The sequence below is a fragment of the Mesorhizobium sp. LjNodule214 genome (assembly GCF_964252735.1).
In the GTDB taxonomy this organism is placed as follows: Bacteria; Pseudomonadota; Alphaproteobacteria; order Rhizobiales; family Rhizobiaceae; genus Mesorhizobium.
This window is the reverse complement of record NZ_CAXUPE020000002.1, coordinates 155,847-181,589: the sequence shown is the minus strand read 5'-3', so window position 1 is coordinate 181,589 and position 25,743 is coordinate 155,847. Positions and strand designations below refer to the sequence as shown.

General features: G+C 58.2%; 30 protein-coding genes and 2 pseudogenes. 9 read left to right on the top strand and 23 right to left on the bottom strand.

Features of this window, described 5'->3' with window-relative positions; genetic code table 11:
- Positions 1–4: 4 nt before the first annotated feature.
- The 8 genes and pseudogenes from ACSQ3Z_RS14750 to ACSQ3Z_RS14715 all read right to left on the bottom strand — a co-directional run bounded on the left by ACSQ3Z_RS14750 (position 5) and on the right by ACSQ3Z_RS14715 (position 6,354).
- Positions 5–727: a heme-copper oxidase subunit III family protein gene (locus ACSQ3Z_RS14750; protein WP_436172084.1), complete on the bottom strand. Its 723-nt coding sequence runs from the start codon at positions 725–727 to the stop codon at positions 5–7.
- A gap of 12 nt (positions 728–739) precedes the next feature.
- On the bottom strand, positions 740–1,444 hold the full coding sequence (locus ACSQ3Z_RS14745; RefSeq protein WP_436172083.1) for a cytochrome c oxidase subunit 3: 705 nt from the start codon (positions 1,442–1,444) through the stop codon (positions 740–742).
- Positions 1,441–3,210, bottom strand: a complete 1,770-nt coding sequence (gene ctaD, locus ACSQ3Z_RS14740) for a cytochrome c oxidase subunit I (RefSeq protein ID WP_436172082.1) — start codon at positions 3,208–3,210, stop codon at positions 1,441–1,443. The genes ACSQ3Z_RS14745 and ctaD overlap by 4 nt, the downstream gene beginning before the upstream one ends.
- A 20-nt stretch (positions 3,211–3,230) precedes the next feature.
- The gene (locus ACSQ3Z_RS14735) at positions 3,231–4,115 is read right to left on the bottom strand and encodes a cytochrome c oxidase subunit II (protein ID WP_436172081.1); all 885 of its coding nucleotides are present in this window, start codon (positions 4,113–4,115) and stop codon (positions 3,231–3,233) included.
- A gap of 143 nt (positions 4,116–4,258) precedes the next feature.
- Positions 4,259–4,561: pseudogene (locus ACSQ3Z_RS14730) on the bottom strand (JAB domain-containing protein); the annotation flags it as partial.
- Between the two features lie 77 nt (positions 4,562–4,638).
- Complete coding sequence (locus ACSQ3Z_RS14725; RefSeq protein WP_436172080.1) at positions 4,639–5,856, bottom strand: integrase; 1,218 nt, start codon at positions 5,854–5,856, stop codon at positions 4,639–4,641.
- Positions 5,853–6,110, bottom strand: a complete 258-nt coding sequence (locus ACSQ3Z_RS14720) for a hypothetical protein (RefSeq protein ID WP_436172079.1) — start codon at positions 6,108–6,110, stop codon at positions 5,853–5,855. Before ACSQ3Z_RS14720 ends, ACSQ3Z_RS14725 begins: the two co-directional genes overlap by 4 nt.
- An 88-nt stretch (positions 6,111–6,198) precedes the next feature.
- Positions 6,199–6,354 carry a hypothetical protein gene (locus ACSQ3Z_RS14715; RefSeq protein WP_436172078.1) on the bottom strand — a complete coding sequence of 52 codons (156 nt, stop codon included), beginning with the start codon at positions 6,352–6,354 and terminating at the stop codon, positions 6,199–6,201.
- A gap of 511 nt (positions 6,355–6,865) precedes the next feature.
- Between ACSQ3Z_RS14715 and ACSQ3Z_RS14710 the strand changes: the two genes are divergently transcribed.
- Both ACSQ3Z_RS14710 and ACSQ3Z_RS14705 read left to right on the top strand, forming a co-directional pair.
- Entirely contained in the window at positions 6,866–7,936 is a 1,071-nt protein-coding gene (locus ACSQ3Z_RS14710; protein WP_436172077.1) for a type I restriction enzyme HsdR N-terminal domain-containing protein, read from the top strand.
- 162 nt (positions 7,937–8,098) lie between these two features.
- Positions 8,099–8,662 (top strand): hypothetical protein, encoded by a 564-nt coding sequence (locus ACSQ3Z_RS14705; protein WP_436172076.1) that lies wholly within the window; start codon positions 8,099–8,101, stop codon positions 8,660–8,662.
- A 121-nt stretch (positions 8,663–8,783) separates the two neighbouring features.
- Here the strand turns inward: ACSQ3Z_RS14705 and ACSQ3Z_RS14700 are convergent, their stop codons facing one another.
- From ACSQ3Z_RS14700 to ACSQ3Z_RS14690, 3 genes are all read right to left on the bottom strand, one after another.
- Positions 8,784–9,047 carry a hypothetical protein gene (locus ACSQ3Z_RS14700; protein WP_436172075.1) on the bottom strand — a complete coding sequence of 88 codons (264 nt, stop codon included), beginning with the start codon at positions 9,045–9,047 and terminating at the stop codon, positions 8,784–8,786.
- 95 nt (positions 9,048–9,142) lie between these two features.
- Positions 9,143–9,976, bottom strand: coding sequence for an ATP-dependent DNA ligase (locus ACSQ3Z_RS14695; protein ID WP_436172074.1), 834 nt, complete (start codon positions 9,974–9,976; stop codon positions 9,143–9,145).
- Between the two features lie 143 nt (positions 9,977–10,119).
- Positions 10,120–10,485, bottom strand: a complete 366-nt coding sequence (locus tag ACSQ3Z_RS14690) for a sunset domain-containing protein (RefSeq protein ID WP_436172073.1) — start codon at positions 10,483–10,485, stop codon at positions 10,120–10,122.
- Between the two features lie 166 nt (positions 10,486–10,651).
- On the opposite strand from ACSQ3Z_RS14690, the gene ACSQ3Z_RS14685 reads away from it, so the two are divergent.
- Positions 10,652–11,185, top strand: coding sequence for a DUF4231 domain-containing protein (locus ACSQ3Z_RS14685; protein WP_436172072.1), 534 nt, complete (start codon positions 10,652–10,654; stop codon positions 11,183–11,185).
- A gap of 400 nt (positions 11,186–11,585) precedes the next feature.
- On the opposite strand, the gene ACSQ3Z_RS14680 is transcribed toward ACSQ3Z_RS14685, so the two are convergent.
- Positions 11,586–12,065: a hypothetical protein gene (locus ACSQ3Z_RS14680; RefSeq protein ID WP_436172071.1), complete on the bottom strand. Its 480-nt coding sequence runs from the start codon at positions 12,063–12,065 to the stop codon at positions 11,586–11,588.
- Positions 12,066–12,695: 630 nt separating this feature from the next.
- Between ACSQ3Z_RS14680 and ACSQ3Z_RS14675 the strand changes: the two genes are divergently transcribed.
- A complete protein-coding gene (locus ACSQ3Z_RS14675; protein ID WP_436172070.1) occupies positions 12,696–13,133 on the top strand; it encodes a hypothetical protein in 438 nt (145 codons plus the stop codon).
- Here ACSQ3Z_RS14675 and ACSQ3Z_RS14670 read toward each other — a convergent pair whose 3' ends face one another.
- Both ACSQ3Z_RS14670 and ACSQ3Z_RS14665 read right to left on the bottom strand, forming a co-directional pair.
- Positions 13,134–13,889: a hypothetical protein gene (locus ACSQ3Z_RS14670; protein WP_436172069.1), complete on the bottom strand. Its 756-nt coding sequence runs from the start codon at positions 13,887–13,889 to the stop codon at positions 13,134–13,136.
- A 242-nt stretch (positions 13,890–14,131) separates the two neighbouring features.
- Positions 14,132–14,515 carry a hypothetical protein gene (locus ACSQ3Z_RS14665; RefSeq protein ID WP_436172068.1) on the bottom strand — a complete coding sequence of 128 codons (384 nt, stop codon included), beginning with the start codon at positions 14,513–14,515 and terminating at the stop codon, positions 14,132–14,134.
- A gap of 265 nt (positions 14,516–14,780) precedes the next feature.
- Here ACSQ3Z_RS14665 and ACSQ3Z_RS14660 point away from each other — a divergent pair, with 265 nt between their 5' ends.
- Positions 14,781–15,302, top strand: a complete 522-nt coding sequence (locus ACSQ3Z_RS14660) for a hypothetical protein (RefSeq protein ID WP_436172067.1) — start codon at positions 14,781–14,783, stop codon at positions 15,300–15,302.
- Between the two features lie 191 nt (positions 15,303–15,493).
- On the opposite strand, the gene ACSQ3Z_RS14655 is transcribed toward ACSQ3Z_RS14660, so the two are convergent.
- The 9 genes and pseudogenes from ACSQ3Z_RS14655 to map form a co-directional block, all read right to left on the bottom strand.
- Complete coding sequence (locus ACSQ3Z_RS14655; protein WP_436172066.1) at positions 15,494–16,063, bottom strand: HK97 family phage prohead protease; 570 nt, start codon at positions 16,061–16,063, stop codon at positions 15,494–15,496.
- A 164-nt stretch (positions 16,064–16,227) separates the two neighbouring features.
- Positions 16,228–16,791, bottom strand: coding sequence for a hypothetical protein (locus ACSQ3Z_RS14650; RefSeq protein ID WP_436172065.1), 564 nt, complete (start codon positions 16,789–16,791; stop codon positions 16,228–16,230).
- A gap of 2 nt (positions 16,792–16,793) precedes the next feature.
- On the bottom strand, positions 16,794–17,324 hold the full coding sequence (locus ACSQ3Z_RS14645) for a hypothetical protein (protein ID WP_436172064.1): 531 nt from the start codon (positions 17,322–17,324) through the stop codon (positions 16,794–16,796).
- 506 nt (positions 17,325–17,830) lie between these two features.
- Positions 17,831–18,616: a hypothetical protein gene (locus ACSQ3Z_RS14640; RefSeq protein ID WP_436172063.1), complete on the bottom strand. Its 786-nt coding sequence runs from the start codon at positions 18,614–18,616 to the stop codon at positions 17,831–17,833.
- A 1,279-nt stretch (positions 18,617–19,895) separates the two neighbouring features.
- The gene (locus ACSQ3Z_RS14635; RefSeq protein WP_436172062.1) at positions 19,896–21,308 is read right to left on the bottom strand and encodes an AAA family ATPase; all 1,413 of its coding nucleotides are present in this window, start codon (positions 21,306–21,308) and stop codon (positions 19,896–19,898) included.
- On the bottom strand, positions 21,289–21,456 hold the full coding sequence (locus ACSQ3Z_RS14630) for a hypothetical protein (RefSeq protein ID WP_436172061.1): 168 nt from the start codon (positions 21,454–21,456) through the stop codon (positions 21,289–21,291). Before ACSQ3Z_RS14630 ends, ACSQ3Z_RS14635 begins: the two co-directional genes overlap by 20 nt.
- 156 nt (positions 21,457–21,612) lie before the next feature.
- Positions 21,613–22,074, bottom strand: a pseudogene (locus ACSQ3Z_RS14625) (UPF0758 domain-containing protein); the annotation flags it as partial.
- A gap of 125 nt (positions 22,075–22,199) precedes the next feature.
- Complete coding sequence (locus ACSQ3Z_RS14620) at positions 22,200–22,970, bottom strand: TIGR01458 family HAD-type hydrolase (RefSeq protein ID WP_436172060.1); 771 nt, start codon at positions 22,968–22,970, stop codon at positions 22,200–22,202.
- A 74-nt stretch (positions 22,971–23,044) separates the two neighbouring features.
- A complete protein-coding gene (map, locus tag ACSQ3Z_RS14615) occupies positions 23,045–23,872 on the bottom strand; it encodes a type I methionyl aminopeptidase (RefSeq protein WP_436172059.1) in 828 nt (275 codons plus the stop codon).
- A gap of 220 nt (positions 23,873–24,092) precedes the next feature.
- Here map and ACSQ3Z_RS14610 point away from each other — a divergent pair, with 220 nt between their 5' ends.
- The 4 genes from ACSQ3Z_RS14610 (at position 24,093) to ACSQ3Z_RS14595 (ending at position 25,687) form a co-directional block, all read left to right on the top strand.
- Positions 24,093–24,485 (top strand): hypothetical protein, encoded by a 393-nt coding sequence (locus tag ACSQ3Z_RS14610; RefSeq protein ID WP_436172058.1) that lies wholly within the window; start codon positions 24,093–24,095, stop codon positions 24,483–24,485.
- Between the two features lie 115 nt (positions 24,486–24,600).
- Entirely contained in the window at positions 24,601–24,837 is a 237-nt protein-coding gene (locus ACSQ3Z_RS14605) for a hypothetical protein (protein ID WP_436172057.1), read from the top strand.
- Between the two features lie 135 nt (positions 24,838–24,972).
- Positions 24,973–25,269 (top strand): DUF982 domain-containing protein, encoded by a 297-nt coding sequence (locus tag ACSQ3Z_RS14600; protein WP_436172056.1) that lies wholly within the window; start codon positions 24,973–24,975, stop codon positions 25,267–25,269.
- A gap of 121 nt (positions 25,270–25,390) precedes the next feature.
- Positions 25,391–25,687: a DUF6074 family protein gene (locus ACSQ3Z_RS14595; protein ID WP_436172055.1), complete on the top strand. Its 297-nt coding sequence runs from the start codon at positions 25,391–25,393 to the stop codon at positions 25,685–25,687.
- The last annotated feature ends 56 nt before the right edge of the window (positions 25,688–25,743 follow it).

Genomic DNA, 25,743 nt, shown 5'->3' with positions numbered 1-25,743 from the left:
CCTCTCACCAAAGATAGAAGAAAGCGAAAATGAACACCCAGACCAGGTCGACGAAGTGCCAGTAGAGCCCCATGATCTCGACGTTCTCGTAGCGGCCCTTGCGGCTAGTGAAGAAGCCGGGCCGTCCGGTGTCATAGTCTCCGCGCCAGACCTTGCGTGCCACGATGATGAGGAAGATCACCCCGATCGTCACATGCGTGCCGTGGAAGCCGGTGATCATGAAGAAGGACGAGCCGAATTGCGCGGCACCCCAAGGGTTGCCCCAGGGTCTTACGCCTTCGGTGATCAGCTTGGTCCACTCAAAAGCCTGCATGCCGACGAAGGTCGCGCCGAGTGCCGCGGTCAGAAGCATCAGGATTGCAGTCTTGCGGCGGTCGCGGCGATAGCCGAAATTGACCGCCATGGCCATCGTCCCGCTGCTTGAGATCAGCACGAAGGTCATGATGGCGATCAGGATCAGCGGAATCTCCTCGCCGCCGATGCGAAGGGCAAAGACCTCGCTCGGATTGGGCCACGGCACGCGCGTCGAGATGCGCGCCGTCATGTAGGAGAGCAGGAAGCAGCCGAAGATGAAGGTGTCGCTGAGCAGGAAGATCCACATCATGGCCTTCCCCCAGGACACGTTCTTGAACGCCCGCTGATCCGAGGACCAGTCGGCGGCAATGCCTCGCAGGCCCGCCGGCCGGGGCGCCGCTTGGCCGCTATGCGTCAGTGTCGTTTCGGCCATCCGCTTGATCCCTTAGGTCAGCAATTGTCGGCAAATGTCGATGAACGTGGCGGCCCAGCCGGCCAGCAGCGCGAAGATGGCGAGCCAGATGAAAAGCAGGAAATGCCAGTACATGGCGCACAGTTCGACGCGCAGGCGCAGCCGCTCCGGCTTGGCCCCGTTCCAGGCACCGGCGGTGGTTCTGCCAAGACCGACCAGGCCTCCCACTATGTGCAGGCCATGCATGCCGGTTATCAGGTAGAAAAAGCTGTTGGCCGGATTGGAGCTCAGCAGATAGCCGTCGATGTCCAGTTCCCGCCATGCCATGAGCTGCCCGACCAGAAAGGCAAGCGCCGTGATCCCGGCCGTGGCAAGGCTGAGCCTGACCATGTCCAACTGGCCTCTGCGCGCCGCGACCACGGCGCATTGCAGCGCGATGCTGCTGAGCACCAGCACGCCGGTGTTGAGCCAGAGCAAGCGCGGCAGCGGCAGCGGCTGCCAGTCCGACAGCGCCATGCGCATGAAGTAGGCGCTGGTGAACAGCGCGAACAGGCAGCCGACAACGGCGAGGAAGACACCGAGGCCGATCTTGGCCGTCGGCAGCGCCGAGCGGTCCAGGGCGACAAAATCCCCGGCCATGCCTTCCTCCAGCCATGGCTTCGACATCAGCCTCTGATGGGAAAGCCACCATCCGGCAAAGCCGACGATCACGAGCAGGAAGACGAGGATGACGCTCATGCCGGCTCCTTGGAGGTGCCGAAGGAGCCCGGCACGTTCTGCGGAATGAAGTCTTCCTTGGCGCCCGGCACACTGTAGTCATAGGCCCAGCGATAGACGATCGGCAGGTCCTTGCCGAAATTGCCGTGCGCTGGCGGTGTTTCGGCTGTCTGCCATTCCAGGGTCGTTGCGCGCCAGGGATTGCCGCCGGCCTCGCGGCCATGGCGGATGCTCCAGATCAGGTTGAACAGGAACACGATCTGAGCAAAGCCGACCATGAACGCCATGATGCTGATGAACGAGTTCAGGTTGTGGGCCGATTCCGTCATTATCGTCATGTCGGTCAGTTCGGCGTAGCGCCGTGGCAGGCCCACCAGGCCAAGATAGTGCATGGGGAAGAAAATCAGATAAGCGCCGAGGAACGTGACCCAGAAATGGAACTGGCCGAGCGTCTCGTTCAGCATCCGACCGGTGACCTTCGGATACCAGTGGTAGATCGCGCCGAAAATCACCAGGATCGGGGCGACGCCCATGACCATATGGAAATGAGCAACGACGAACATCGTGTCGGACAATGGAACGTCGACGACGACGTTGCCGAGAAACAGGCCGGTCAACCCGCCATTGACGAAGGTGACGATGAAGGCCAGGGCAAAGAGCATCGGTATGGTGAGATGGATGTCGCCGCGCCACAGCGTCAGCACCCAATTGTAGACCTTGATGGCGGTCGGCACGGCGATGATCAATGTCGTGGTGGCGAAGAAGAACCCGAAATAGGGGTGCATGCCGCTGACATACATGTGGTGCGCCCAGACCACGAAGCTCAGCGCACCGATGCCGACGATCGCCCAGACCATCATCCGGTAGCCGAAGATATTCTTGCGCGCATGGGTACTGATCAGGTCGGATACGATGCCGAAGGCCGGCAGTGCCACGATGTAGACCTCGGGGTGGCCGAAGAACCAGAACAGATGCTGGAACAGGATCGGGCTGCCGCCGTTATGCTGCAGTTGTTCGCCCATCTCGACGATCGCCGGCATGAAGAAGGAGGTGCCGAGCGCACGGTCAAACAACATCATCACGCAGGCGACGAACAGCGCCGGGAAGGCGAGCAGCGCCATGACGGTGGCGGTGAAGATGCCCCAGACCGTCAGTGGCAGGCGCATCAGCGTCATGCCGCGCGTGCGGGCCTGCAGCACCGTCACGACATAGTTCAGGCCGCCCATGGTGAAGCCGATGATGAACAGGATCAAAGAGACCAGCATCAGGATGATGCCCCAGTCCTGGCCGCCTGGCGTGCCGGTCATGATGGCTTGCGGCGGGTAGAGCGTCCAGCCGGCACCCGTCGGTCCGCCGGGCGCAAAGAAGCTCGACACCAGAACCAGAACGGCGAGCAGGTAAATCCAGTAGCTGAGCATGTTGACATAGGGAAAAACCATGTCGCGAGCGCCGACCATCAGCGGGATCAGGTAATTGCCGAAGCCACCCAGGAAGAGCGCCGTGAGCAGGTAGATCACCATGATCATGCCGTGCATGGTGATGAACTGGTAATAGGCTTCCGGGGTGATGAAGTCGAACGTGCCGGGGAAGCCAAGCTGCAGCCGCATCAGCCAGGACAGCACCAGCGCCACCATGCCGATGGCCGTTGCCGTCGCCGAATACTGGATGGCGATGACCTTGGCGTCCTGCGAGAAAACGTACTTCGTCCACCAGCTGTGCGGGTGGTAAAGCTCCATTTCCCCGACTTCGGCCGGCGGGACAGCATCTGCAGGCGTGATATCGACCATAGGAACACCTCCGTGTCCTTTCAGCGGGCCTCGACCGTTTCGAGCTTTGCCGAAATCCTCGAACCTGACGCGACGGTTCCTGCCTGCGCCGGGTCTGCCGATCCTGTCTGCTGGGGCGCCGACAATTGCGCGAAAGTCTGCTGCTGGCCGAGCCAAGCCACATAATCTTCCGGCGTATCGACCATGACCACGCCATTCATCAAAGGATGCCCCTGGCCGCAAAGCTCGGCGCACAGGACCTGGAAGGTTCCGGTCCTGGTCGGGGTGAACCAGAAATAGGTGACGGAGCCCGGGATCATGTCCATCTTGGCGCGGAATTCCGGTACGTAGAAATCATGCAGCACATCGATCGAGCGCAACAACATCTTGACCGGCTTGCCGATCGGCAAATGCAGGTCGGCCGCTTCGACCACGACATCGTCCTGGCCGTTGGGATCGCTGGCGATGACGCCGAGCGGATTTTCAGCGGTGACCTCGCGGGTGTCGGAGGTGCCGAGCTTGCCGTCCTTGCCGGGCAAGCGGAAGCTCCACTGCCATTGCTGACCGACGACTTCGACCTCGGTCGCATCGCTTGGCACGTTGACGAAACGGCTCCAGACGAACAGGCCGGGAACCAGCAGGGCCGTGACCCCGATCGCGGTGACGATCGTCAGCCACGATTCGAGCCGCTTGTTCTCGGGCTCGTAAGCGGCGCGGTTGCCTTCCCGATGACGGAAGCGGAACACGCAATAGGCCATGAAAAGGACGACGGCGGCGAAGACGACGCCGGTGATCCAAAAGGTAATGATGATGGTGTTGTCGATATAGTCCCAGTTCGAGGCTATCGGCGTCCACCACCATGGGCTCAGCAGGTGAAACAGCACCGAGCCCACAACAATTAAAACGAGTACAAGCGCAATGGCCATGTCCCGTTCCTCCCGGCATTCCAGGGGCGCGAAGCCGTCCGGGGAAATGCCGCGCGTATCATAGCTTGATTTGCAATCGAAATTCTAGAGCCGGTTGTGGATGAGGCGAAAATGTCGACTTTGCCGCTGCGAATCTCTCGGGATCAAATCAGCAGCAGGCCCTTCATCGAGGCGTTGCCGTTCCTGCCGATGATGATGTGGTCGTGGACGGCGATGCCGAGCGGTTTGGCGGTGTCGATGATCAGCTTGGTCATCTCGATGTCGGCGCGCGACGGCGTCGGGTCGCCAGATGGGTGGTTGTGCAGCAGGATGATGGCACTAGCCGAGAGTTCCAGCGCGCGCTTGACCACTTCGCGCGGATAGACCGGCGTGTGGTCGACGGTGCCGATCTGCTGCACCTCGTCGGCGATCAGCACATTCTTCTTGTCAAGGAACAGGATGCGGATGTGTTTCCCTCCCTCGATTCTATTATGTTTTTCAATAGCTTGCGGGAGGCGTCCCTCAAACGTCCCCCGCACGTCCCTTATTCGGGATTCTTGTTTCGTTTCGCCATGCGCAGCTGGGCAACGCGGCTAGTCTGTTCGATGGTGCCGCGGTTGTACCGAGCGCTGGTCTGCCGGTTTTTGTGGCCAGCCGATTTCATAACGTCGGTCTCGGTTGCACCAAGGCTATAAGCCTCGGTGATGGCGCCAGCCCTTGCGTCCATATTCCAGACGTTTCGCGGCAGTTCGGCCTTGTCAGCAATCTTGCGCCACCGTTCGGTGAACTTGCGATGCTTGTAGGGCTCGCCGGTCGTTTCAGCCAGGATCATAGGGCCGATGCGTTTCTCTAGCGGCACGAGCGCGATTTCTTCCAGCACCATCGGATGGAGTTTCAGGTCGTGCTCGACTTCGAACCCGGTTTTGGTGTGCGCCTTGCGCAGCACCATATCGGCATCGATGTCCGACCAAACCATTCCGTTGGTCCACCTTGTATCGCGGTGCAGGATGCCGCCCTTGGCGTCCCGTACCGGTTCCCATTCGCCGATAACGTCCTTCTGGCGCATGGTCAGCTCAAACTGCAAAACGGTAGCCAGGGCAATTGAAGGCCAGCCCTCGGCATGCGCCGTCTTGCGGATAGCCTCGACGTGTTCAGCGGTCATCACGGATTTGCGGGCAGGCGGCGTTGAAAATCGGATTTTCGACAGAATTGTGTCGGCACGGAAGCAATCATCATAGCCGAGGGTGACACCGTAGCTAACAAGCTGCCGCACCGAGTCCATACAATGCTTTGCGCGCCACGGCCGGGGAGGGGGATTCGGTTCTTTCTCGGTCGGCTCCTTGGGCTCACCCCACTGGCGATGCCAGCGCTTAAAGTCGGGTCCGAGTAGCTTTCCTATATGGCGCGAACCGACGGTGTTCTCGATGATGACGAGGCATTTGGTGACATTCTCCCTACTATTCCATTTCATCGATCGGTAAGGGGAATCCTCGTTCGTTTGGAAAAGGCGTGACAGGCTCGTCAACGAGCCGTCAAAGCTGGGTGCGGCGTGACTGTCGCGGGCAGCCCACTCAAGCATTTGAGCTTGTAGAAGGTGGCATCGGGCCGACAGGTGCTCTCGACCTTCTGGAGTGTCGGTATAATGGAGCCGAATGCTTGACGGTCGAAAACCGCGCCGCGCTAGGTCGCCGCGGGCTTCCCAATATTCGCGCGCCGTGCCGTCTTTGTTGTGCTTGCGCTTCAGGCCAGGGAAATCGCTCATGACCAGTTCTCCACGCCGTCTGCGGACGTCGGCAGGGTAGATTGGTGAAGGCCATGCCGTCTGTCCAGAAAGGCGCGCACGGCGGGCCAATAGCGATATCCGGTAATGGGGTCGATACGCGGCAAGCCCTCGCGCTCCCATACGGCCGCAATGGCTGCCCATTGAACTTTGGATTTGGCACCGAGAACGCGCTGGGAGATGGTCGCCTCGGAGAGATACAGCGGTGAATTATCATTGGCAGCGGTGCGGCTCATGCTGTTCTCCTCAGCGTACGCGAAAACGCCCGATGGGCGGTATGAAAACCCCGCCGAAGCGGGGTTCTGTCGTCGCGGTGCAGTGCGGTCAGCCTTGCCACATCTTCTCTTCGGCCAGTGCCACCGCCTCAGCATCCTCGTCCGCGACCGGTACCAACACATCACCCATTATCATTATGTCCCAATCGTCTCTCAGGCGGCGAATGCCGTAAACCTCAACCCCGCGTGATGTCTTGGTGCCCATAAGCACCATCGAGAGGAACGGATGATCCCGGTGAGAAACCAGTTGCCGATTGCGAACTTCCCTGCTTCCGCATTAACTGTCGCCCTGATTCACGTCCCAAACCCCTTATTGATTGTTTGTAGCGGAATCGCTACAATGTATCAACATTGCGCCTTGTCCTCGAAACGTCAAGTGAAATCATGCATCCAATCCAATGCAAGATGGCTAGAGCTGCGCTAGGCCTAGGCGTTCGCGATCTCGCGAAGTCTGCAGGGGTGGCCGTCAACACAGTGACGCGTTTTGAGCGCGGCGAGGAACTATTACCGCGAACGCTGGACGCCATTCGTTCCGTGCTTGAGTCAGCAGGCGTTATCTTCCTGGCAGACGGCGAGACGGTCGACGGCGGGCCTGGCGTGAGATTGCGTACCATAACCGGCATGCCGTTTGGCGCTTCGTAAGTCGTCAAACCTAGATCGACTTGCGCAAATCCATATTTTGCACGATCCTCCCTTCCAAATTTAGGGAGGGGACTATGAGTGTCGAAGAAAAACTGCGCGTTCTTGCCGATCGCATCAAGACGCATTCAAGTGCAATGCTTACCGAGGAAGCCTTAAAGACAGCGATTGTGCTGCCCTTTCTCGCAGCCTTAGATTACGACGTTTTCAATCCTGATGAGGTCATTCCAGAATTCTGTGCTGATGCGGTAGGAAAGAAGGGCGAAAAAGTAGACTACGCCATAAAGATCGATGGGGAGATCCGGATTCTCGTTGAATGCAAGCCAATCAGCACAGTGCTTGATCGAGTACATCTTGCGCAGCTCTATAGATACTTTTCCGTCACCAACGCCAAATTCGCCATTCTCACAAACGGTCGCGCCTTCCACTTTCATACGGATTTAGTTGCGCCGAACAAGCTCGACGACCGACCGTTCCTCACATTCGACCTTTCGGACCTACAAGGGCAATTGACGTCCGAACTGAAGAAATTCGCCAAGGCTGATTTCAACGTCGATGGAATCCTCCAGTCCGCCCATCGACTGAAGTACACTTCGGCGATCAAGAAGGAAATTGGGAGTGTGATGGAGAATCCGCCGGAAGACTTCGTGCGGATGGTGACTGTGGGACTCTACCAAGGGCGATTCACAGCCCAGGTGAAGGAGCAGTTTTCGCCCATGGTCAAAGCTGCCTTTCGAGAGATTGTTCGGGAGTCCGTTCAGTCGCGTCTATCCACTGCATTGGCTGAAACCGAGGTTTCGGAAATTGGCACGGAGGGACTTGGCGCCGAAGAAGAGGTTGTAACTACCGAGGATGAGCGCGAGGGATTTATGGTCGTTCGCGCTATCGTCCGCGACCTTCTGAAGCCAGCAAGGGTGATTATGCGCGACCAAAAAAGCTACTGCGGTATCCTTGTCGACAACAACAACCGTAAGCCACTAGCCCGACTATGGTTCAACAGGACCGTCAAATATCTCGGACTTTTCGATGGCGAGAAGGAAGAGAAGGTCAAGATCGACTCGCTGGACGAAATCTACGACTACGCCGATCGCCTACGAGCTACGGCAAAGGAATACTTGGCGGGTGCAATCGCCTCTGTGGCCCCCTGAACGTTCGGCGACCACTGGGTGACGTTACGTCAAGACTCAGCTATCGCTAACGCCGCGGCGGGTGTGAATTCCCGCTTGGGCCGGCGCCGTTCAGGCAACCTCCCCTTTGGCGCCGGCCAATTTTGCCAGCTATGCAGTAGAATCGCGGATTCGGGGATCCAATTGGAATTTCGCTTGATCTTTGAAGGCGACTTAAAGCCAAGGCAGCGGGCGAAGCTGGCGGACATCCACAAGATTCGGATGACGCTGCATCAGCAGATGAAAGCGCTCTGGAGCGTTCAGCCGTTGTCGCTTTTGCCGACATGGAAGCTGACGCCGAACGCGCCAGGGGCTGTCACTGCCTTGCAGATGGTTGGCGCACACAAATTCATTGCTCTTGTGCATGAAAGATTGAGCGTCCGCGCAAACCTTGACATCATTCTCCTTCGGTCTGAACCGCCAGAGGGTTCGCTGATAAACCACGGCGATATCGACAACCGCCTTAAGACGCTATTTGACGCGCTCCGGGTGCCGTCCGCGGCAGAGCTGAAGTCCTTGGGTGTGGGAGCCGTCGCCGACGAATTCACCTACTGCCTCCTTCAGGACGACAAGCTGGTTACTAAGGTGAGCGTTGAAGTCGACCGGCTACTCACCCCCGATGACGGTTCAAATAAGACGCTGGCGATCGTGAAGGTCAATTTGCGGGCGACTTTGGTCACAATGTCCAACCTTGGCATCGTGGCGTAGCGCGCCGCCCATCACCGCCTCAAATGCTCGCTGGCGCCGTCTGACGCTATAGGCACCGCGACATGATCGGCTCGGCGGCTTGCCTGCTGATGGCCGGCATGGGCGCCTATTTGCTGCTTCGCTAGCGCCGCTGGTCCGGTGTCAAGGCATGGTTTGTGAAAACCAGGTTGCGGTCAGGGCGCCCAGCGTCCCGGCAGGGCTGGCAGAACAGTACCTTGACCAAATCCCAATGCATGCAGCCGTGGTCATCGCCAAGGCGACGGGCAAGCGCCGGCACGTCGAGCACCACATGACGTCGACAGGTAATGCAGTCGACTGACAGGCCCGATCCGATCGCGACTTTCTTGCCGAGCGTGTCCTCGACAAAGGGGAACTTCATGGTCATGGGAAAGGCGATCTCCGTTGAAGGGCTCGCCGCAACGGGGAGGAATATAATCCTGAGAATGGCGCCGGCAAGCTCGCCGGGCTGGATTTCAACCGCTAAATCTCCTCTCGGAAGTCCTGCAGCGAGGCATGCCGCAAATCCTCCTCGCCGCGTAGGTGCTTCACACGGCCGATCAGCCCCGGCTTGACCCAGACTGTCGCCGGCCGCTTCATGCCCTTTGGCGGCTGTCCTGCATGTGTCTGGACGCGCTTCCAAAGCCGCTCCCGCACTTCATGGTTGCCGTTGATGAACGCGCTGCCGACATAACGGCCGGTGCCGCGCTCGGCCACCAGGGCAAATGCCGGCTTGCCCGGTTCGCGCTCGACACCGAGCAGATCGTATTCGTCGATCGTGAAGGCCTTCGTCTTCAGCCAGGCTGTCGACGGTCCGCTGCGATACTTGCTGTCCCGCCGCTTCGAAACCATGCCCTCGAGGCCTGCTTGGTCGACCAGATGAAAGATCGACTTGGCGTCGCCGGGCAGCGCCTGGCTGAACTGGATACGGCCGCCAGCCGGGATCATTGCCTGCAGGATCTCGCGCCGATCCTCCAGCGGCATATCTCGGAGATCGTGGCCACTGAGGTGCAGCAGATCGAAGGCGACGAAGTACAGATCGTGCTGGCGGCGGGTGATGGCCTTGCGTAGTGCCTTGAAGTCCGACAGGCCGGCCTCATTGGTCACGATCACCTCGCCGTCGATGATCGTGCTCTCAACGCCAAGGTTGCCGGCGGCTTGAGCAAGGTCGCGGTACTTGTCGGTCCAATCGAGGCCTCGCCTGGTGAATAGGCGAACGCCATAGCCATCAACGATGATCTGGGTGCGGTAGCCGTCGAACTTGATTTCGTGCAGCCAGCCGTCGCCCTCCGGCGGTTTCTCTACAAGGGTAGGCATCAACGGTTCGATGAACGACAACCGATCACCGCCGGCACGCTTACGCATTGGAACCCCGCGCAACATCGAATTTGATTCAATATCGCACGGTCGTTTCCGTTCCGTTAGCTGACGCTAAAAAACATCCGGAGGGAGCACCCGCCTCAGACCTTCGCCTTCCGCCAGCCAGCCCACCAAGCTTCCCATTGCGAGCAGAACCAGCGCTCGCCTCGAGCTGGGTTGATCCGAGTTGCCGAATAATATTCCTGCCCCGGCATATGGTAGATATGCTCGCCCCGCTCGTTAATGTTGCCCTTGATATCGCAGCCCGCTTTGCGGACAGCAGCATTGCTGGTCGATGAGCCGCCACCATGGTGAACGCGCGGCAGATCATGCCGATCGTCGATAGCAAAGTAGGCTGCGGATGTGACCCCAAGCATCGCCAGAACTGTAATAAGACGATAGCGCAGAAGCGAACGCCACCAAGGCTTACGCCTCCTAGTCCTCGCAGCATGAATGATGTTGCCCATGATCCCTTCCCCAAGAGCAGAATGCGTCCGCTGCTGGAAGGAGTCCAGTTCGACAGATTAGGCAGTGAGCGCTGGGAGTTCGGTGGAGAATGGCATTCACATACATTATGATGCCCTTAATCAAACGCCGCGCTCCCGCATTCGTGAGAAGCCGGAGGAGGGGAAAATGGGTGCCGACCAGTCGGTGGTATCGCAAGAGGAAAGTCTGATCTCCGTAGCGGGTGCGGAGGCTCAAGAGCAAGCGCCACCGGAGCGGATAAAGTTCCTCCGCCAGAAGCTGATGGACAATATGGAGGATTATGACTGGGATGCGCGCAGGAGTATGAGGCGTGCGTTTCAAATAAGAATGATAATTGTCATATTGGGTGCACTAACAACATTGCTGTTGGGCTTGCAGTCGAATAAATGGGCCGAAGGACTGTATGAGCCATATATGTCTGCTGCTGCGCTGGTTTTCAGTGCTATAATTCCGATATTTGCCGCGTGGGATGCCTTTTACGACCATCGTTGGCAGTGGATACAGAAAACAGTTACCCATAGGACCCTTGCTGCAATTCTCTACGATTTGGAATATGAAGCGTCCGGAAGTTCTACTGTCCCAAAGACTACACTCGATGCTCTTTATAAGCGGCTCAGATCAACCTTCGACGAAACCAACCGCGCCTGGCAAGACAAGCGAAACATGCCAGCCGAGAAATAGGTGAAGCGGCTCGTCAAGGTGGTTTGTTAGTGGGAAAATCGCGGGATCGAACATGAGGATAGTGCTCGCCGGGCTGTGCCTGCTGATCCTTCTTTTCATTGTCGCACTGCTCGCGACGTCGAGCGGGGTTCTCTATCACGAAGAGAAGAGCCCAACGGGCGCGTCCACGTGCCACTATTTCACGGGACTCGGCGTGTTTACGACGCCAAGTTATTCCGTGGACGGCTGCCCGCGATTTATCCGCGTAGATCGGTAACTCAGTCTGGCGGAGGCGGCGGGCCTTCCTGCCTCACGAAAAGGGGCCGGCGGCCAACCTGCAGAAGCCCCGTCGCCCGCCCATGGCTTCTTAAGCCTGAGCGAAGGTTGGCAGCAGCCAGGATCCAGAATCTCTGTTTGTCGGCTAGCCGGCGCTCGGATGTGCCATTTGCTGTAAAACCTGCTGGAACGCTTCGGCCGGAACCTTGGCTTCAACCGAGCCACCCCTTCCGACAAGCTTAAATTCGAAACCATCTACTGCGGCCTTTTGAACGTCGCTTTCGCTCAGGCGAATACCGCCTTGTTCAACCATGCTACACGCGCCACCACCACAGCCAGCCAAGGTTTCATCGGCCACTACGTACTCGTATTGCTTGCCGAACGACCAAGCCTCTCTGAAGAACATCCAACCTAGGCCGGTGGATGTATAGGTTAGGGCAATGGTATAGCCTTTGCGATCTGAGTGGCCTACGAAGGCATTTAGATTGTACAGCAGCCCGTTTTTGATCGGGTAAACCCGAGAGTGCGCTACAGTCACTCCCATATGCTTATCAGTCACAGTTCCCGCTGAGTTCTGGCACGCTGCAAGAAAGCACGCCGCGACGAGCACAACAATGCGCTTCATAATAATACCCCCTAGGCTTCAAAAAGCTTCGATAACACGGATATTCCGGAACTCCAGTCAATGCGGCCGCGTATGACGCGATTTCCGAGGCTGAAAAAGACTACGCAAAGGCAGGGTATGCCTTCTGGTGGAGGAGCTTGCCGCGTGGTACGCGTCTCCGATGAGTGAGCAAGCGCGTGTCGACTATCATGGTACGGCCGTAACCTTGCTCGCGGACCTTCGTAGCTCGGGTCACTTCGTCGCCTAGCGACGGCGCGCAAGCGTTCGCGCGGCGCTCTGCCGCGTTAAAATCAGTCATTGGAGAAGGAAGCCTTTTAGGGCGAAAGCGATGGAGCAAGCGTGCGGCAAGCGTAGAATTGAAAACGAAGAGAAGCAGGCTTACGTAACGGTGTCGTCGTGCGGGCGACTCGCGCGCGCTCTGATCGGATCCGGAGGGAAAATGGCAACTAAAGGTGGCGGTGGTGGCTCAGCCAAAACGGGCGGCGCTGGAGGAGGAAAATCCGGCGGGTCAGGCGGCAAGAGCACCGGAGGAGGCTCCGGCAGAGTTGGGTCTGTAAACAAAGCTGCGACCACAAGTCACTACGCAGCTCGTTTGGGCGGGAAAACCGGCGGAAGTGGCGGCTCTAAGAAGTGAATGCCGGGAACATTGCCAATTATGTAACGATTGTCGCGTTTCCTGCGACCCTTCTTGGCTTATTTGTCGTTTTCCGGCAGATTAAGATGGACAAGTTGTCCGCCTCAGCTGGGGCGGTTGTAACGATCCATGAGGGTATTCGCGAACGGTTGAATCTAATTTCACAAATAGACCGCACCGTCGATAATGCCGAGTGGCTTGGTGCATTTTTTGACTTGGCTAACGACTTGGAGCTTGCGTGCGCTATAGTTTTGGACAGTCAGTTGAGTGGTAGGACCGGCAAATTTGCTGAGTTTTTGATTGGCGACATGCTGAAGATGATTGAAAGCGATCCTGAGCTAAGAGAACGGTTCGCGCAGGCCATCCATGACCCAGAGACCTTTTCTAATATAAGGGACTACATGGCGCTTCGGAAGTTGAAAGGATTTTCTTAGTTATTTCACTTTTGCAGTGCCGGCTCTAACTCTTCTTGAATAAATGAACAGCGCTCCAAATGCGAGCGCGTTTAACGCGATAGGAGGGATGTTAAACAGATCGTCAGGTGATTTTACGAATGGAAACATCCCAAACGTATATGTCGTCCCGGCCTCTGCGGCACATAAGTTGATAGTGGCCATAGTCAAAATGGCGCCATACGATATCAATCCCCTATCATATATTATAGATGATCTTTTCAGAAGAATTAACGATATAAGTAAATACACAAGAAATAGAAATACTAAGAAAACGATGGCTGGACCATCGTGAAAAATCATCAGCGAACCCACATTCTTTAATCTCTTAATTGGATCGGGTGAGTTGGTAATCTCACTCAGATTCGCTATTCTCGCTTTCCATGAGACGATCGGCTTATCATCCTCTGTCTGCTTTGTGTAAGGTCCCGGCTTTGTAAAATAAAGTGTCAGGAAGACGTTGTCGCTCGGATTGAGAAGCTCAGCATCGGACGTGAAGACGTAATTATCAACATTCTTCCAATTTATCTTTACACCTTTATCCGAACTTACTACGTTTACTATCATCCACGGCGCTTTAGATGAAATACTAATTGGAGAATATTGTTCAGAAGGTAGTATTGGCGAGAGCCCGTTATTTGTAATCACTGCTTGACCGATGCGCAAATTTTCTAAATTTGTTCCGTTGCTGGTAGCAGTCACGGTAATCTTGGCGTCTTGGGTCTGCAGGTCCTCCAAGGGGCCGGAAACTCCCCAAAAGCTAACTTCCAATTTTTTTTTGGCGTCACCGGTCCAAGGTTGTGCATCCAGTAAGTCATGTATGCACCCATAAGAGGGCCAAACAGAGCCAGCGGAATGCCAACGAAACTAAGTATGGTTTTTACCACTGGGGATTGCATGGAATTCCTCGTGACCAACGAAGAATCCTATAGTGAGTGTGGCGGCCATCGCAATGCTGGCGCAGCTCTCTCAACACATATCTACCGAAAATACTTCTCCGACGGATCCTCATTGTCGTCCGCTGGCGGCAACCATCCGACCTTCGGAAACGACTCGGGAGTGGCGCCGAGTTTGCCAAGACACTGATTGAGCAGTGTCATACCAGACAGGCCTAAGGCATCCTTCTTCATTTTGCCGACAAGTATCGCGGTGATACCCACAATGCCTCGATGGCATCGTCGCAGCCAGGGAAGATTTGGCACCATCTCACGCCACGCTTCCCGTGCTTCAGCCGGCAGCCATTCATACGGTTCGCCGACGGCACGGTCGTCGGGCGGCTCATAGCGAGTTGCATACCGGCCAGGATTCTTTCCGAGCGTTCCGGAAAGCCGCAATTGCTCGAGGCTTTTTCTGGGTTTGGGCATTTGACCCCCATATCTGGATTGGTTGCGCTGCGTATGTACGGGCCGGACCGGTAGCCGAAAAGCGATTGCGCCAAGTCCTTCGACACCCCCTAGGGGGTCATTCTCGACTTGTCGGCAGCGGCCGTAGGACCGCTCGCCCCAACTAGCGTTAGTGCTATTGCAGTTTTCCCTCGCGCGTGCGCGCAAGCGAGCGAGCGGTGACCTGTGCGCACCGGATCTATTGAGCTACGCTGCCAGCTAGTCCGCGCCGTGGGGGAGAAACCGAATGGACCGCTTCGCCTTCTTTCTAGGCCTGGTTGGCTTGGCGATATCCATATTTACGAGCGATCGATATCCCGAGGTTGCCACTGCTCTTTTCTGGATAGGGCTGGCGGGCATAGTGTGGGGTGGTTGGCTGCTTGTCCGCCATTATCGCGATGCCTTGGTCGTGATCATTCGAACTGCTTCCGGCTACCACCCAATGATAATGGTGCTTGAGCGGCCGGCTATAAACGCTACCGAGGCGCAACAGGATAAAATCCATCGACGCGTTGAGGAGTTGGCACAAAGCGGCCAGATCGTTATCTACGGAGAGCGAGGATCAATTAGAAAGCTGACATCCATACCCGCCGAGTACTGGAAAGAGCATGGGATCTTTTGGAGTCGTCCCACTCAACAGGTTCAGACGTTTGACAACACTAAGAGCTTGGGTGACCAAGACACGGACGATATCTATTTCAATCTCTATATAGTGTCCTCAGACTTACGGCTGATTTATGCCAAGCCTCTGGAGACCATCGCTGGCTAAAAATAATCCCAAAACCTGCGGGATGACGTCTTCGTTTCTGCGGGCGGTCAGTGCTATTCCCCATCGGCGCGATGTGGCCGCCCCCGGCAGGGGGTGTCCTCCGATCCACAGCCTCTCCGCCTAGGACCGCCGTCCCAAGGAAAGTTTCGCATCCGCAAAATCGGAAATCTGGAAAGTGAGCAATGGCATCTCTAGATGCCACGCATCCTATGCATCGCCTCGGCCTTACGCAGGAGTCGTTCCTTGGCTGCGCTATGGTTGCTGGCCTTACGGTGTTCATCCAGCGATCGAAGAGCGGCCGTGGTGTCTTCATAAGCCGGCATGCCTACGATGCTGATCTCTAACAACTCAGCCTCTATGATGGTGCGCAGCGGCAGTGGGCCGTTGTCGTCCCATGCTTCCTTCATGACATAGAAGCCTGGCGAGATACCCTTCAGATCGGCGCGACCGACTAATCCTTTAGCGGCGGAGCCATCAGGGGTTGAGGTCTCAGGGTCAAGCTCGAACGCTAGACCGTGGCCGGTGTCGCTAAACCGAAGCGTGCCACTGCTTGTGCGACCAAGTACACGACCGTGATCGTGGGCCATTAGCGCCAGCACGTCGCGGCTCCGGATTGACTTGCTGAGACTGCCTGGCGCGAACTGTTCTAGGAACAATCCGCCGATGTTGGCCTTGGTATTGTAGGGAACGGCGAGACCTTCGATAACGCTGCCCGCTGCGCCGATTTCGATTGTACGAGTCTCTATCTCACCTCGCTGCATTGCGGACCTTTGCCTCGGCAGCAAGCAGCCGCTCTTCACGTTTGGAGTGCTTCCTGCGAACGATTGCCCTTGCGATGTCCGCCGCCGACGCGTCGCCGAGATCAAGGGATTTGCCGTTTAGCGTGACCTGCCGTTTGACCTTTCCGCTCTTTGCGTCTGACCGTTCAAGCATAATAGTTGGCCTCCTTGGCCTCACGCACAAAACGCGGGATGTGGCCATCCCTCGGTTCGCCGAGGAAATTTAGGCTTATCGGGCCAAGGCCACCCCAAGAGATGTCTTCGCGTTCGAGCTGATCCCGAAAATCGTCATAGCTTCCGCGTGCCGTAGCGACGGCCTCAAGCGCCCGCGCAATCGCAGCAACGCGCCGTCCATATTCTGGCCGGCATGCCTCGATGATTGTCTTGCTGGCAGACGACCTTGCTACTGCAAGGCGCTGGCGCAACACCTCCAGTGCCGCTTCGATGTCCCTATCGAGGGTCGTCAATTCTGCCAATTTCGCGCGCAGGGCAGTTGAGCTGTCGGAGGCCTCATCAAGAAGCTCGGCAACACCGCGGCGCCAAGCTGGCGCAGGAGTTTCTCGAATCTGTTTCTCGATTTCTCGACGCTCTGTTTTGACGGCGGAATGGCGTCCGAGAAGGGTATCCCTTTTTTCTACGAGTGCGGCGTACTCTGGCTGAGTGGTTAGAGCCGGCACAATGAATTCCGCCGCCTTAGCAACAATGGCCATTTTCATTTCCCCTTGAATAGGTCGTTGATGGCATCGGCAAAAGCCGCGCCATTGATTACGGTCGATCGGCGGTTGCCCGACTGCTGCCAATGACCAGGATTGGCGCCCTGCTCAACAAAGCGGCTGATCGCGCCGTCCGGTTGACGAACGGCCAATTCGAGCCAGTTGCTGACGAACTCGATTTTGGCCTTGCGAACATCATTCGAGCCGACTGCTGCCATGTCGGCGAGTGCGTCCAAATAATTGCCCGCCGAATATTGCAAGCTCGCTGGCAATGACTCGATTGGCGTTCCCGCTGGCGTAAGTTCGCGGATGCTGGCAACGGTGCTTGCAACGGCTCGTAATGGCACGTCGAGGGCGCTGCCTACTAGCAGGTCGACAACGTTGCCGATGTCGAGCACCGGGGATTTGGCAGGTGCGCCAGGTGGGAGGCGCCCGGCGTCGGTGAGCGCACGCGCAACCGCACGAACTCGGGGTTTGTCGAAGCCGATGCGCGCAGCTAGCACGTTCACGGCCTCCGATGTGGATGGCATGATGTGTTTTCCTATTTTCGAAAATGGCTAGTTCGGGCGCAAAAAGTGGTGCGGCCTTCGACAAGCAGAAGCTCGATCGAAGGCCGCGTTTCCGGCGCTGACGGAAACGAATGGTCCCGCCTGGCCTACTGGACCAATGACGGGTTGCGCACGAACGGTGACGGGTCGTTCTGCGCAAACAGAAAGGGACGCCGAAGCGCCCCAATCCTTGTTGTTATCCTATAGGTTTTTCGAGGCCACGATTTGGCACCGTGAACTTCGCCGGAACATGATGATTCTGCACAACAGACTGATTTTATTGCGTTTTTCTAATGGGATGATAGGTGATTATGCCGTCGCACAAATTCCGAAAAAAACTTCTTGCCGAACCCGGCTCGGCGTGGTCCACATAAGAAATCGGCCGACACCGATTCTCATTTGAGTTTTTCAAATGGAGAATTGTATGCGCAGGCCACCCCCCAAGAAGCAAAAATGGTGGCACCTCTCTCGTGATGAGGTGTTCAAGCTTATGCAGATGCTGCTCGCTCTTGCGAGTTTGTTGCTACATTGGTGACTATGCTGCCTGTGTTGTCGTTCGCGATGGCGTGCTTTGCCCACCTGCCGGCAGCGAGTAACTCTGCACCCCCACGACGATCGGCATATCCTCCCCTGGCGCCGAATGCTTTGCCGACGTCGGCGACGTTGCCGCCGGACAATATGATCTCGATGACGGTCTCAACGTCGTAGGGCGGGGCAGACGGAACTGCTCCGCCAGCAAGACGAACATCGCCGCGGCTCTTGCCTTGCTTTGGCCGACCGAGACCACCTATCGAACCTAGAAAGATCGCGCCAGGCGCAATTCCTGGCTCGCAAAAGCCAAACCGGCAATTTTGGCTGAACTTGAAGATGTGCCGCTGTGGCTTGATGGCGATGCCTCGCGATTCCGCATCCCAATTCCCGCCTGTCGCTGGCTCTAGCTCCGCATCGCCAAGCCGTGGCTGTACGGTGGGAAGCGCCAGGTAGGCATCCAATGAACGCGGATCCGGGTTCTTGCCGCGCGCCCTCCCATCCTTGCGGCTGCGGTCGACGTTTAGCCCCGCCTCAGTAGGAAGGTTGTCGTTGGCGGCTTGCGGCAAGCGCTCTCGAGCAATGAACCACAATGCGGCAGCGCCGCACTCGTCATGCTTCTTCAGCCAGTTCCAGGCTGGTCGGCCACCGCGGTAACGAATGCGCGCTGTTGTGCGGCTTTCTGGGCTGGCTTTCAAAATGGCGTCGGCAGCGGCAAGCATTTCCTTGCGGGTGGTCTTAGTCATGGGGTGGTCATCCAATCTTGAGAAGCCGGCCAGGCCGGGCAGTGCCGCCCGCAAAGCGCAGGGGCGGGTTATCAACTTTACTGATGGAGCGACCTAGACCGCTTCATCGGTATTTTCCCTTTGCGGGAACGAAATTATGCGAATATCTAGAAGGTCGTTCTCAATCAGGATGACCGGAATGACCTTCCTCCAATTTGCCTATTTGATGGTTGCCGCTTCCTACATATTGGCGGCAGTGGCGTTGTATGCCGGTCATGGCTGATGCCCCATGTCCGAAAGTTTTTTCTACAAGTTTAGCGTCGTTCGCCGGCATCGGCGGTCCGCCCATTGGTTGCGCCAACGATGGCAGTACCCCTCCACTCATTGTCATTGTCTGGCTTCAAATCAGGGCGCAAACGGTAGAATTCTAGCCACGAGATGCGACGTACCTGCACGGTGCCGTCGCCTAGCGCGATGGTGCGAGGAGTGTTCATCTGTATCTTCAGGGGATGGGCGCTAGAAGCGCGGGTTCCGGCGAGGCCGGTCTTCATCATCGCCAACGCGGCGAAGGTCTTAGATACTTGTCATATAGGCGCGGAGTGCGTCAAAATTCAGCACGAGAACTAAATATAATGCCCGTGTGGCCCGAATATCACTAATCTAGGTTTGGGGGCGATCTAATCTACCCTGATGACGGCTTTGGACGGATCGGGACGCCGGCCTAAACCGACGCCCCTCTCTATCAGTGCATCAGGGCCTTTATGATAGCAGCGATGCCAAAAAGGCATAGAGCCACATTGACCGTGATCGTCCATTTAACCGAAGGGCGATTGTTCATCGCGTAAACCTCCGGGTCGTACCGGTACAACCCAACGGGGTTGAAACACGGAGTATTTGTATCCCGCCCTTGCTAGCGGCTGGTGCCGCCTGACTAGTATCAGCTTGCACCCTTCGACGCTCAGTCATCGGATCTATCGCGTGTCAACAGCGAGCCGATTTCTCGGGGCGGTGTTGAGGCGAATTCCTACCGGCCTCACGCCAATCAGCCCGTTTAACCGACGGACAGAAAGCGATGGTTGGTCGCTGGCTCGGATATATACGCGATTCTTGGCGCTGTGTCTCGTTTTGTTCTCCACCAGTCGGGCAGCTTTTGGGTGCGCCGACGCCTGCGCCGAAGGGCCATTTGCGCCAACACTGTTTTTTCTCTCACTCATGCGCGCGACGACCAATCCACAAGGGATAAGGTCGTCGGCGCACCGTGATTTGCGAGAATGCGCCAACGGGTTTGCGCCAACACTTTTTACGTTGGCGCACTTGCCGGTTTTATGAAGTTTCGGGGCTTTCTGGCAGTCGCGTCGTACTGCTCTACAACTGCCAATTCACCCATTTCAACCCAAGCATCAAGCATCGCCTTGGCCTCTTTCCGGTCGGTTGCTCCGGTTAGTTCCATGACAACATCACCAGCCCATGGCTTTCCCTTCGGGTCGGCTTTGTAGGCAGCAGCATCAAGCCTCACTTTTAACCCGGTCAGCGTGTCGACTGGCACCTCAGCCACGACTGACATCCTGGCTTCGGCCTGCCGCTCGGCTAGCACGTCCGACGAAGGCCAGCGCCACGGTTCAACCACGCCGATCTCGTCGCCCAAGCTGAAGACGCCCCCGTTGCCGAGCGGTACGGAAACGAACCGCCGCCACTGGCTGCGGCCAGAGGCCACCATGTTGACCTTGCCGAAGTCGAGACGGAAGTACGCACGCGGATCGTCAATGCCGGCCTTCTCGGCTTCAGGCAGGGTCATCGCGTTGAACACGCGCATACTGCGGACCTTGTCCTTAAAGGCACCACCGCCTCGAGCGCTGTCTGCAGTGACCTCGCCCTGGTTTTTCGCAACGTGGTGGACCAGTTCAACACCGCAGTTCGCCTCGTCGGCGACGCGTACCCATGCCGCGGTCACTCGCTGCATGGCTGAGTTATCATTCTCCGGAGCCTCATGGGTCGATACGAACGGATCCACGATGACGATGTCGATTTCTCGCCGTTTGATCTCCGCCACCATCTCCGCAACGAAAGGCTCGGCGACCTTCAGGTCTCGTCCCTCGGTGCGAGCAATGACGAATTCTTGGTCGCGGCCGGAATCTGTGAAGAGCCTGCCGCCGATCTGCTCTGCCGTTACCTTGAAGTGCTTTGCGGCAGCATGAAAGCGACGATCGATCTCATCTTGCGGGTCTTCGCAGTTCACCCACCAAACCCGAAGCGGCTTAGTGAGCGGCCCGTCCGGGTCAAGCAAGGGGCGACCCGTCACCATCGCCAGAGTCTCGCTGATGGAATGCGCGGTCTTGCCGCCACCACCGGGGCCTACAGAAGCCGTCGCATATTTGCGGATGTAATGGCGCCCGAACAACCAATCACGTTCAGGCAGGCTAGCAGGGTCGCGCAGTTGGAATGCGGTGGCGGTGACAGGCTTCTTGGGAGTCTTCGTGGTGGGCGGCGCCTTTGCTTTCGCTTCCGCCTCAGCCTCAGCTTCCGCCGCTTCCCGTCTCGCCTCAATTCGTTCTCGCGCCTTTTCGGAAATCTTGGGCGGCAAAAGCGGGTACTTTTTCATCACCGCCTTGATCGTTTCGCCAGGCGGAAGAGGCAGAGTTGGACCCTTGCCGATGCGATTGAGATTAGTCCAAGAAAAGTCGTATGGGTCAAACTCAGGCTGCGGATTGTTCACTCGGATTCTCTCCCAATGCGTCGCTAGCCGCGCGCACGATCTGTTCGGCAATTTCGGTCGTAAAGGTGGCGGCGGGACCGCCGAAGGCGTTTGGCGCAAAAACACGCCGCGCACCGTCTGGCTTTTCCGCGAGCTTCAAATTGTACATGCGCACGCCATCGACCAACTGAAGGTCGAAACGCGCGAGCGTTCGCCCGCCCGATTCCGGACGGATTGCTAAGATTTGCACTGTCTTGGGTTCCCCATTTGAATCTGCCCGCATCCGCGCTAAGGGACGCTGGCTAGCAATATCAATGACTTGTCACAGGATGCGGAACTGCTCGCGGTTCTCGAAGGCCATCGCCGAGCGGCAATAGTCGAGAAGCTGCGTCCAGTTGGACAGAACCTCGCGGCCGCGGATCTCGCTGCGCGCCATGCGCTGCGCGGCGGCAGTAATCACCTTCAGATCGACTGCTACCGATGGGCCAATGCCCTTCACCTCCTGAAGCAGCGCCACCGGCGCGCCAAGCACCTCGGCCAGCGTGCCGAAGCGCGAAAGCAGCGCCTTGGCGATCGGCTTGGTGTCGACGCGTGGGATCAGGCGAAAGAGCAGGAGTTCGAGAAGCTCGTAGTCGGGCAGGGCGTCGGGGCCTGCGGTGGCGAAGCGCTCTCGCAGGCGGTCGCGATGGCCGTGATAGTGCGGCTTTTCCACCGCCGCGGCCTTCGCCGGCGGTTCGCTCCACCGCTCGGAGAAGAATCCCCGCTCGTCGTCGCCGCTTTTCCCCATCGACCGCCCATATCCAGCTGACCGGAACAGACAGTAGAGCATGATTCTAAAAGGGGAAACCGACTCGCGATGGTTTTCAAAAAGAGCCGCCAGACGCCGATGAGCTTGAGCTTCGGTCCGCGCGGTCAGTCTCGGCGCGCAATGATCCAGTCGGCTGCCGCCGCGAGATCGGCGACGGTTGCGGTCGGGCGCGGGTCAAAGCGTCTCTCGTCGCCTTGCTGGTATTTGCCTGTCCGCACCAGCAATGCACTCGAAATTCCGGCGCGCAGGGCGCCAGCTATATCGGCCTCGGCGTCGTCACCGACCATGATCGCCTGATCCGGCGGACAGTTCATGCTTGCCAGAGCCGACAGAAAGAATGCCGGCGACGGCTTGCCGAGAACGGTTGCGCGTTTCAGGGAGGCATATTCCAATGCCGTGACGAACGGCCCTGCATCGAGGCTGAGCGCACCGTCGGCATCTCGAAACGTTCGGTTGGTGGCAAGGGCCAGCAGTTCGGCCCCCGCGTTCAACGCGCGGAACGCGTCATTCAGGACCTTGTAGGTGAAGGCCTCTCCGGCATCGCCGACGATGACGGCGCGCTTGTCGCGAACCGGCAGTTCGAAAAAGTCCGGCTCAAGGCCGGGGTGAACCAACAGATATGGCGCACGGCCATTGCGAAGAAGCCATTCGCGTGCTGCGTGCGCCGGGGTGAAAACATCCGCTTTGGTGACGGTCAGTCCCAGCGTTTCCAGATGCTGGAGAACCATCTGCTTCGACGAACGTGTCGTATTGCTCACGAAGCGCACGGCCAGGCCGGCCTGGCGCAAACGCGCAACGGCATCAACCCCGCCCGGTATGGCGGTTTCGCCATCATAGATGACGCCTGCGAGATCGAGCAGCACGCCTCTGGTCATCGCTCCAACATGGCGAGAAGTTCGCCCTGCGTCAAAGCCGGGCGGATGTCAGTCAGGCTTTTGGGCGATATTCATCAGCCCGGCAGGCCTGGGCGGTCGAGTTTTTTCGGCGACAGCGTGAAGATCTCGCAACCGGTGTCGGTGACGCCGATCGTGTGCTCGTACTGCGCCGACAGCGAGCGGTCGCGCGTCACCGCCGTCCAGCCGTCCGACAGCACCTTTACGTGCGGCCGGCCGAGATTGATCATCGGCTCGACGGTGAAGATCATGCCCGGCCGCATTTCCACGCCTTCATTGGCGCTGCCATAGTGCAGGATGTTCGGCGCGTCATGGAACAACTGGCCGACGCCGTGGCCGCAGAAATCGCGCACCACCGAGCAGCGCTCGGCCTCGGCATAGGTCTGGATGGCGGCGCCGATGGCGCCGGTGCGGGCGCCGGGCCTGATCGCGGCGATGCCGCGCATCAGGCATTCGTGGGTGACCTCGAGCAGCCGTTCGGCGGCGCGCTTGATGGTGCCCACCGGATACATGCGCGAGGAATCGCCGTGCCAGCCGTCGAGGATGTAGGTGACGTCGATGTTGACGATGTCGCCGTCCTTCAACGGCTTGTTGTCGGGGATGCCATGGCAGACGACGTGGTTGATCGAGGTGCAGGACGATTTGGTGTAGCCGCGATAGTTGAGCGTCGCCGGCAGCGCGCCGTGGTCCATGCCGAATTCGAAGACGAAGCGGTCGATGATCTCGGTGGTGACGCCCGGCTCGACCATCGGCACCAGCTCGTCGAGGCAGCGTGCGGTGAGGTCGCAGGCCTTGCGCATGCCGGCAAAACCTTCGTCGCCATAGAGGCGGATCTGGCCGGTGTTCCTGAGCGGTGCCGTGGCGGCGTCGAGATAGGTGACCATTTTGTCCGTCTGTCGAGTGGAGGCTCCAAATGTGAGCCGGCGCGAAAATCTTCCCAGATTTGGCACCGGAAGCCACAAGGTTCAAGGAGGAACTGTCGGCGGCGGGCACAGGCGGGCGATATTCTTGCCTTTGTGACCTCAGCCTGTCCGGCCGCAGTGCTTTCCTTTCGCGGCCCTGTGGGCTAGGGCGGGAGGCAAAGTTCGGAGAACCGTGCCCCTGATGGCGTCCAAGCGCGCAACATCATTTCTGTCGCCGATCAGGGCCGCCTGCTCGGGCCTGATGGCGCTGCTGTTGCTGTCGCTGTTGTGCCTGGCGCAGTTGGAGGCGACGGCTTCGACGAAGATCGTATCGGGCGGCGCCGGCATCAGTGTCGCCCGGCAGGGCGACGCGGTGGCGCTTTTGCGCATCACCGGCAAGATGAAAGCGGCCGAAATCCGGGCCGCTCGGCCACTGCCGACCAAGTTTGTCGGTGGCGATGCGAACACCCTTCGGCCGGAGGCCGGGTTCCTTCCGCTCGATCAAGTCTCTTCGGTCTGGGCATTGGTCGTATCCCTGTCCGTGCCTGCGCCGCGCACGCGCGCCAACCAGCCGCGCGCGCCGCCTTCAGTATAACTGGCGGTCGCGGACCGCGCTTTTCAATCCCATCCATATCCTTTTCGCGTCGTGACCCGTGCGGCGGCCCTGGCCGTGCATCGGCTGTGTGACGCATCATTTCCGGAGCATCCAGATGCAACGTGTCAAAACCCTCAAAACCCTCTCGCGCGCGGCTTCGGCCGCCTTGTTTCTTTCGGTCCAGGCGCTGATCTGTATCGGGACCGTCTATTGGGCGATCGCCGAAACGCTCGGCATGACAGGAACGGCGGCGCTGGTCTTCGCGGCCATCTTTGCGGTGCCGTCGTTCTATGTCCTGACGATCGTCGTTCGCATGGCCTATGACGCCGAAACCGACCCGGCAAACCAATGAGCCCGCGCTTCAGCGCCGGCCTCCTCGGGCCACTTCGACCGCACTGACGTCACATTTCTGGAGCACAAGCCGGCCAAAGCAACTTTCACGACGACCGGCGTTGCCGCGCAGTGACGCCGGTTCGGGAGCGATGGAATGGACAGATTGCAATTCGAGGTGCCGGTGCGCATTGCGCCCGCGCCCGGCTTGCCGGTCGAGGAAATCTATAGCGTCGAACAGGCGCTCGATTTCCTGCAGAATTGGCCGGCTCGTCGGCAGGGCAAGATCCATGAGGCCGCCTTCAACGCCTGTTTCGGCGCCACGGTGGACGTGGTCAAGACCGAGGACGCCTGCCGGGCGTTCATGACGTTCTGCCGCGTCAGCGGCCTGCTGGCCAGGGACATGATGGTTCCGGGCAAGCGTGGCGGCGAGGCGAAGGGATTGAGGATCTAGTCCGAACACTTGGCTCTCCGGTCGTCCACCGTTTGCACTTGCCTCGACCTCGATATCCCACCGCAAAATTGACAATGGACTTCGCCGTTAAGGTTCTGTTTCCAACCTCGCAGCTAGGCCAGTGACCGTAGAGCAGCGTGTGATTCGTTGCGTCAGTGTCGTGGTCCAGAAGATGTCGTCAGCAAACGTGCGAGCCTTTCCAATAGACCGGCAGATGGTCCTGGTTCGCGATGTTGCCGCCAAGCTCGGCAATTTGCATGGCGACACGGCCACTTCCTTCTGGAAGGCCACCGCACGCGAACTCCTCGACCTCGCGATCGGGTCTGGTCACGATGCTGCTTCCGCCAGTAATGAAGTGCGCCGGTTTTTCGCCGCTGTTCAAAAAGAGATGCATATGCTGGCGGGTGAGGTGGCTTAGCCCACTGCTCTGCCTGCGGGATCGTCGCCAATCTGAATTGCCCGATTGCTCCGCCA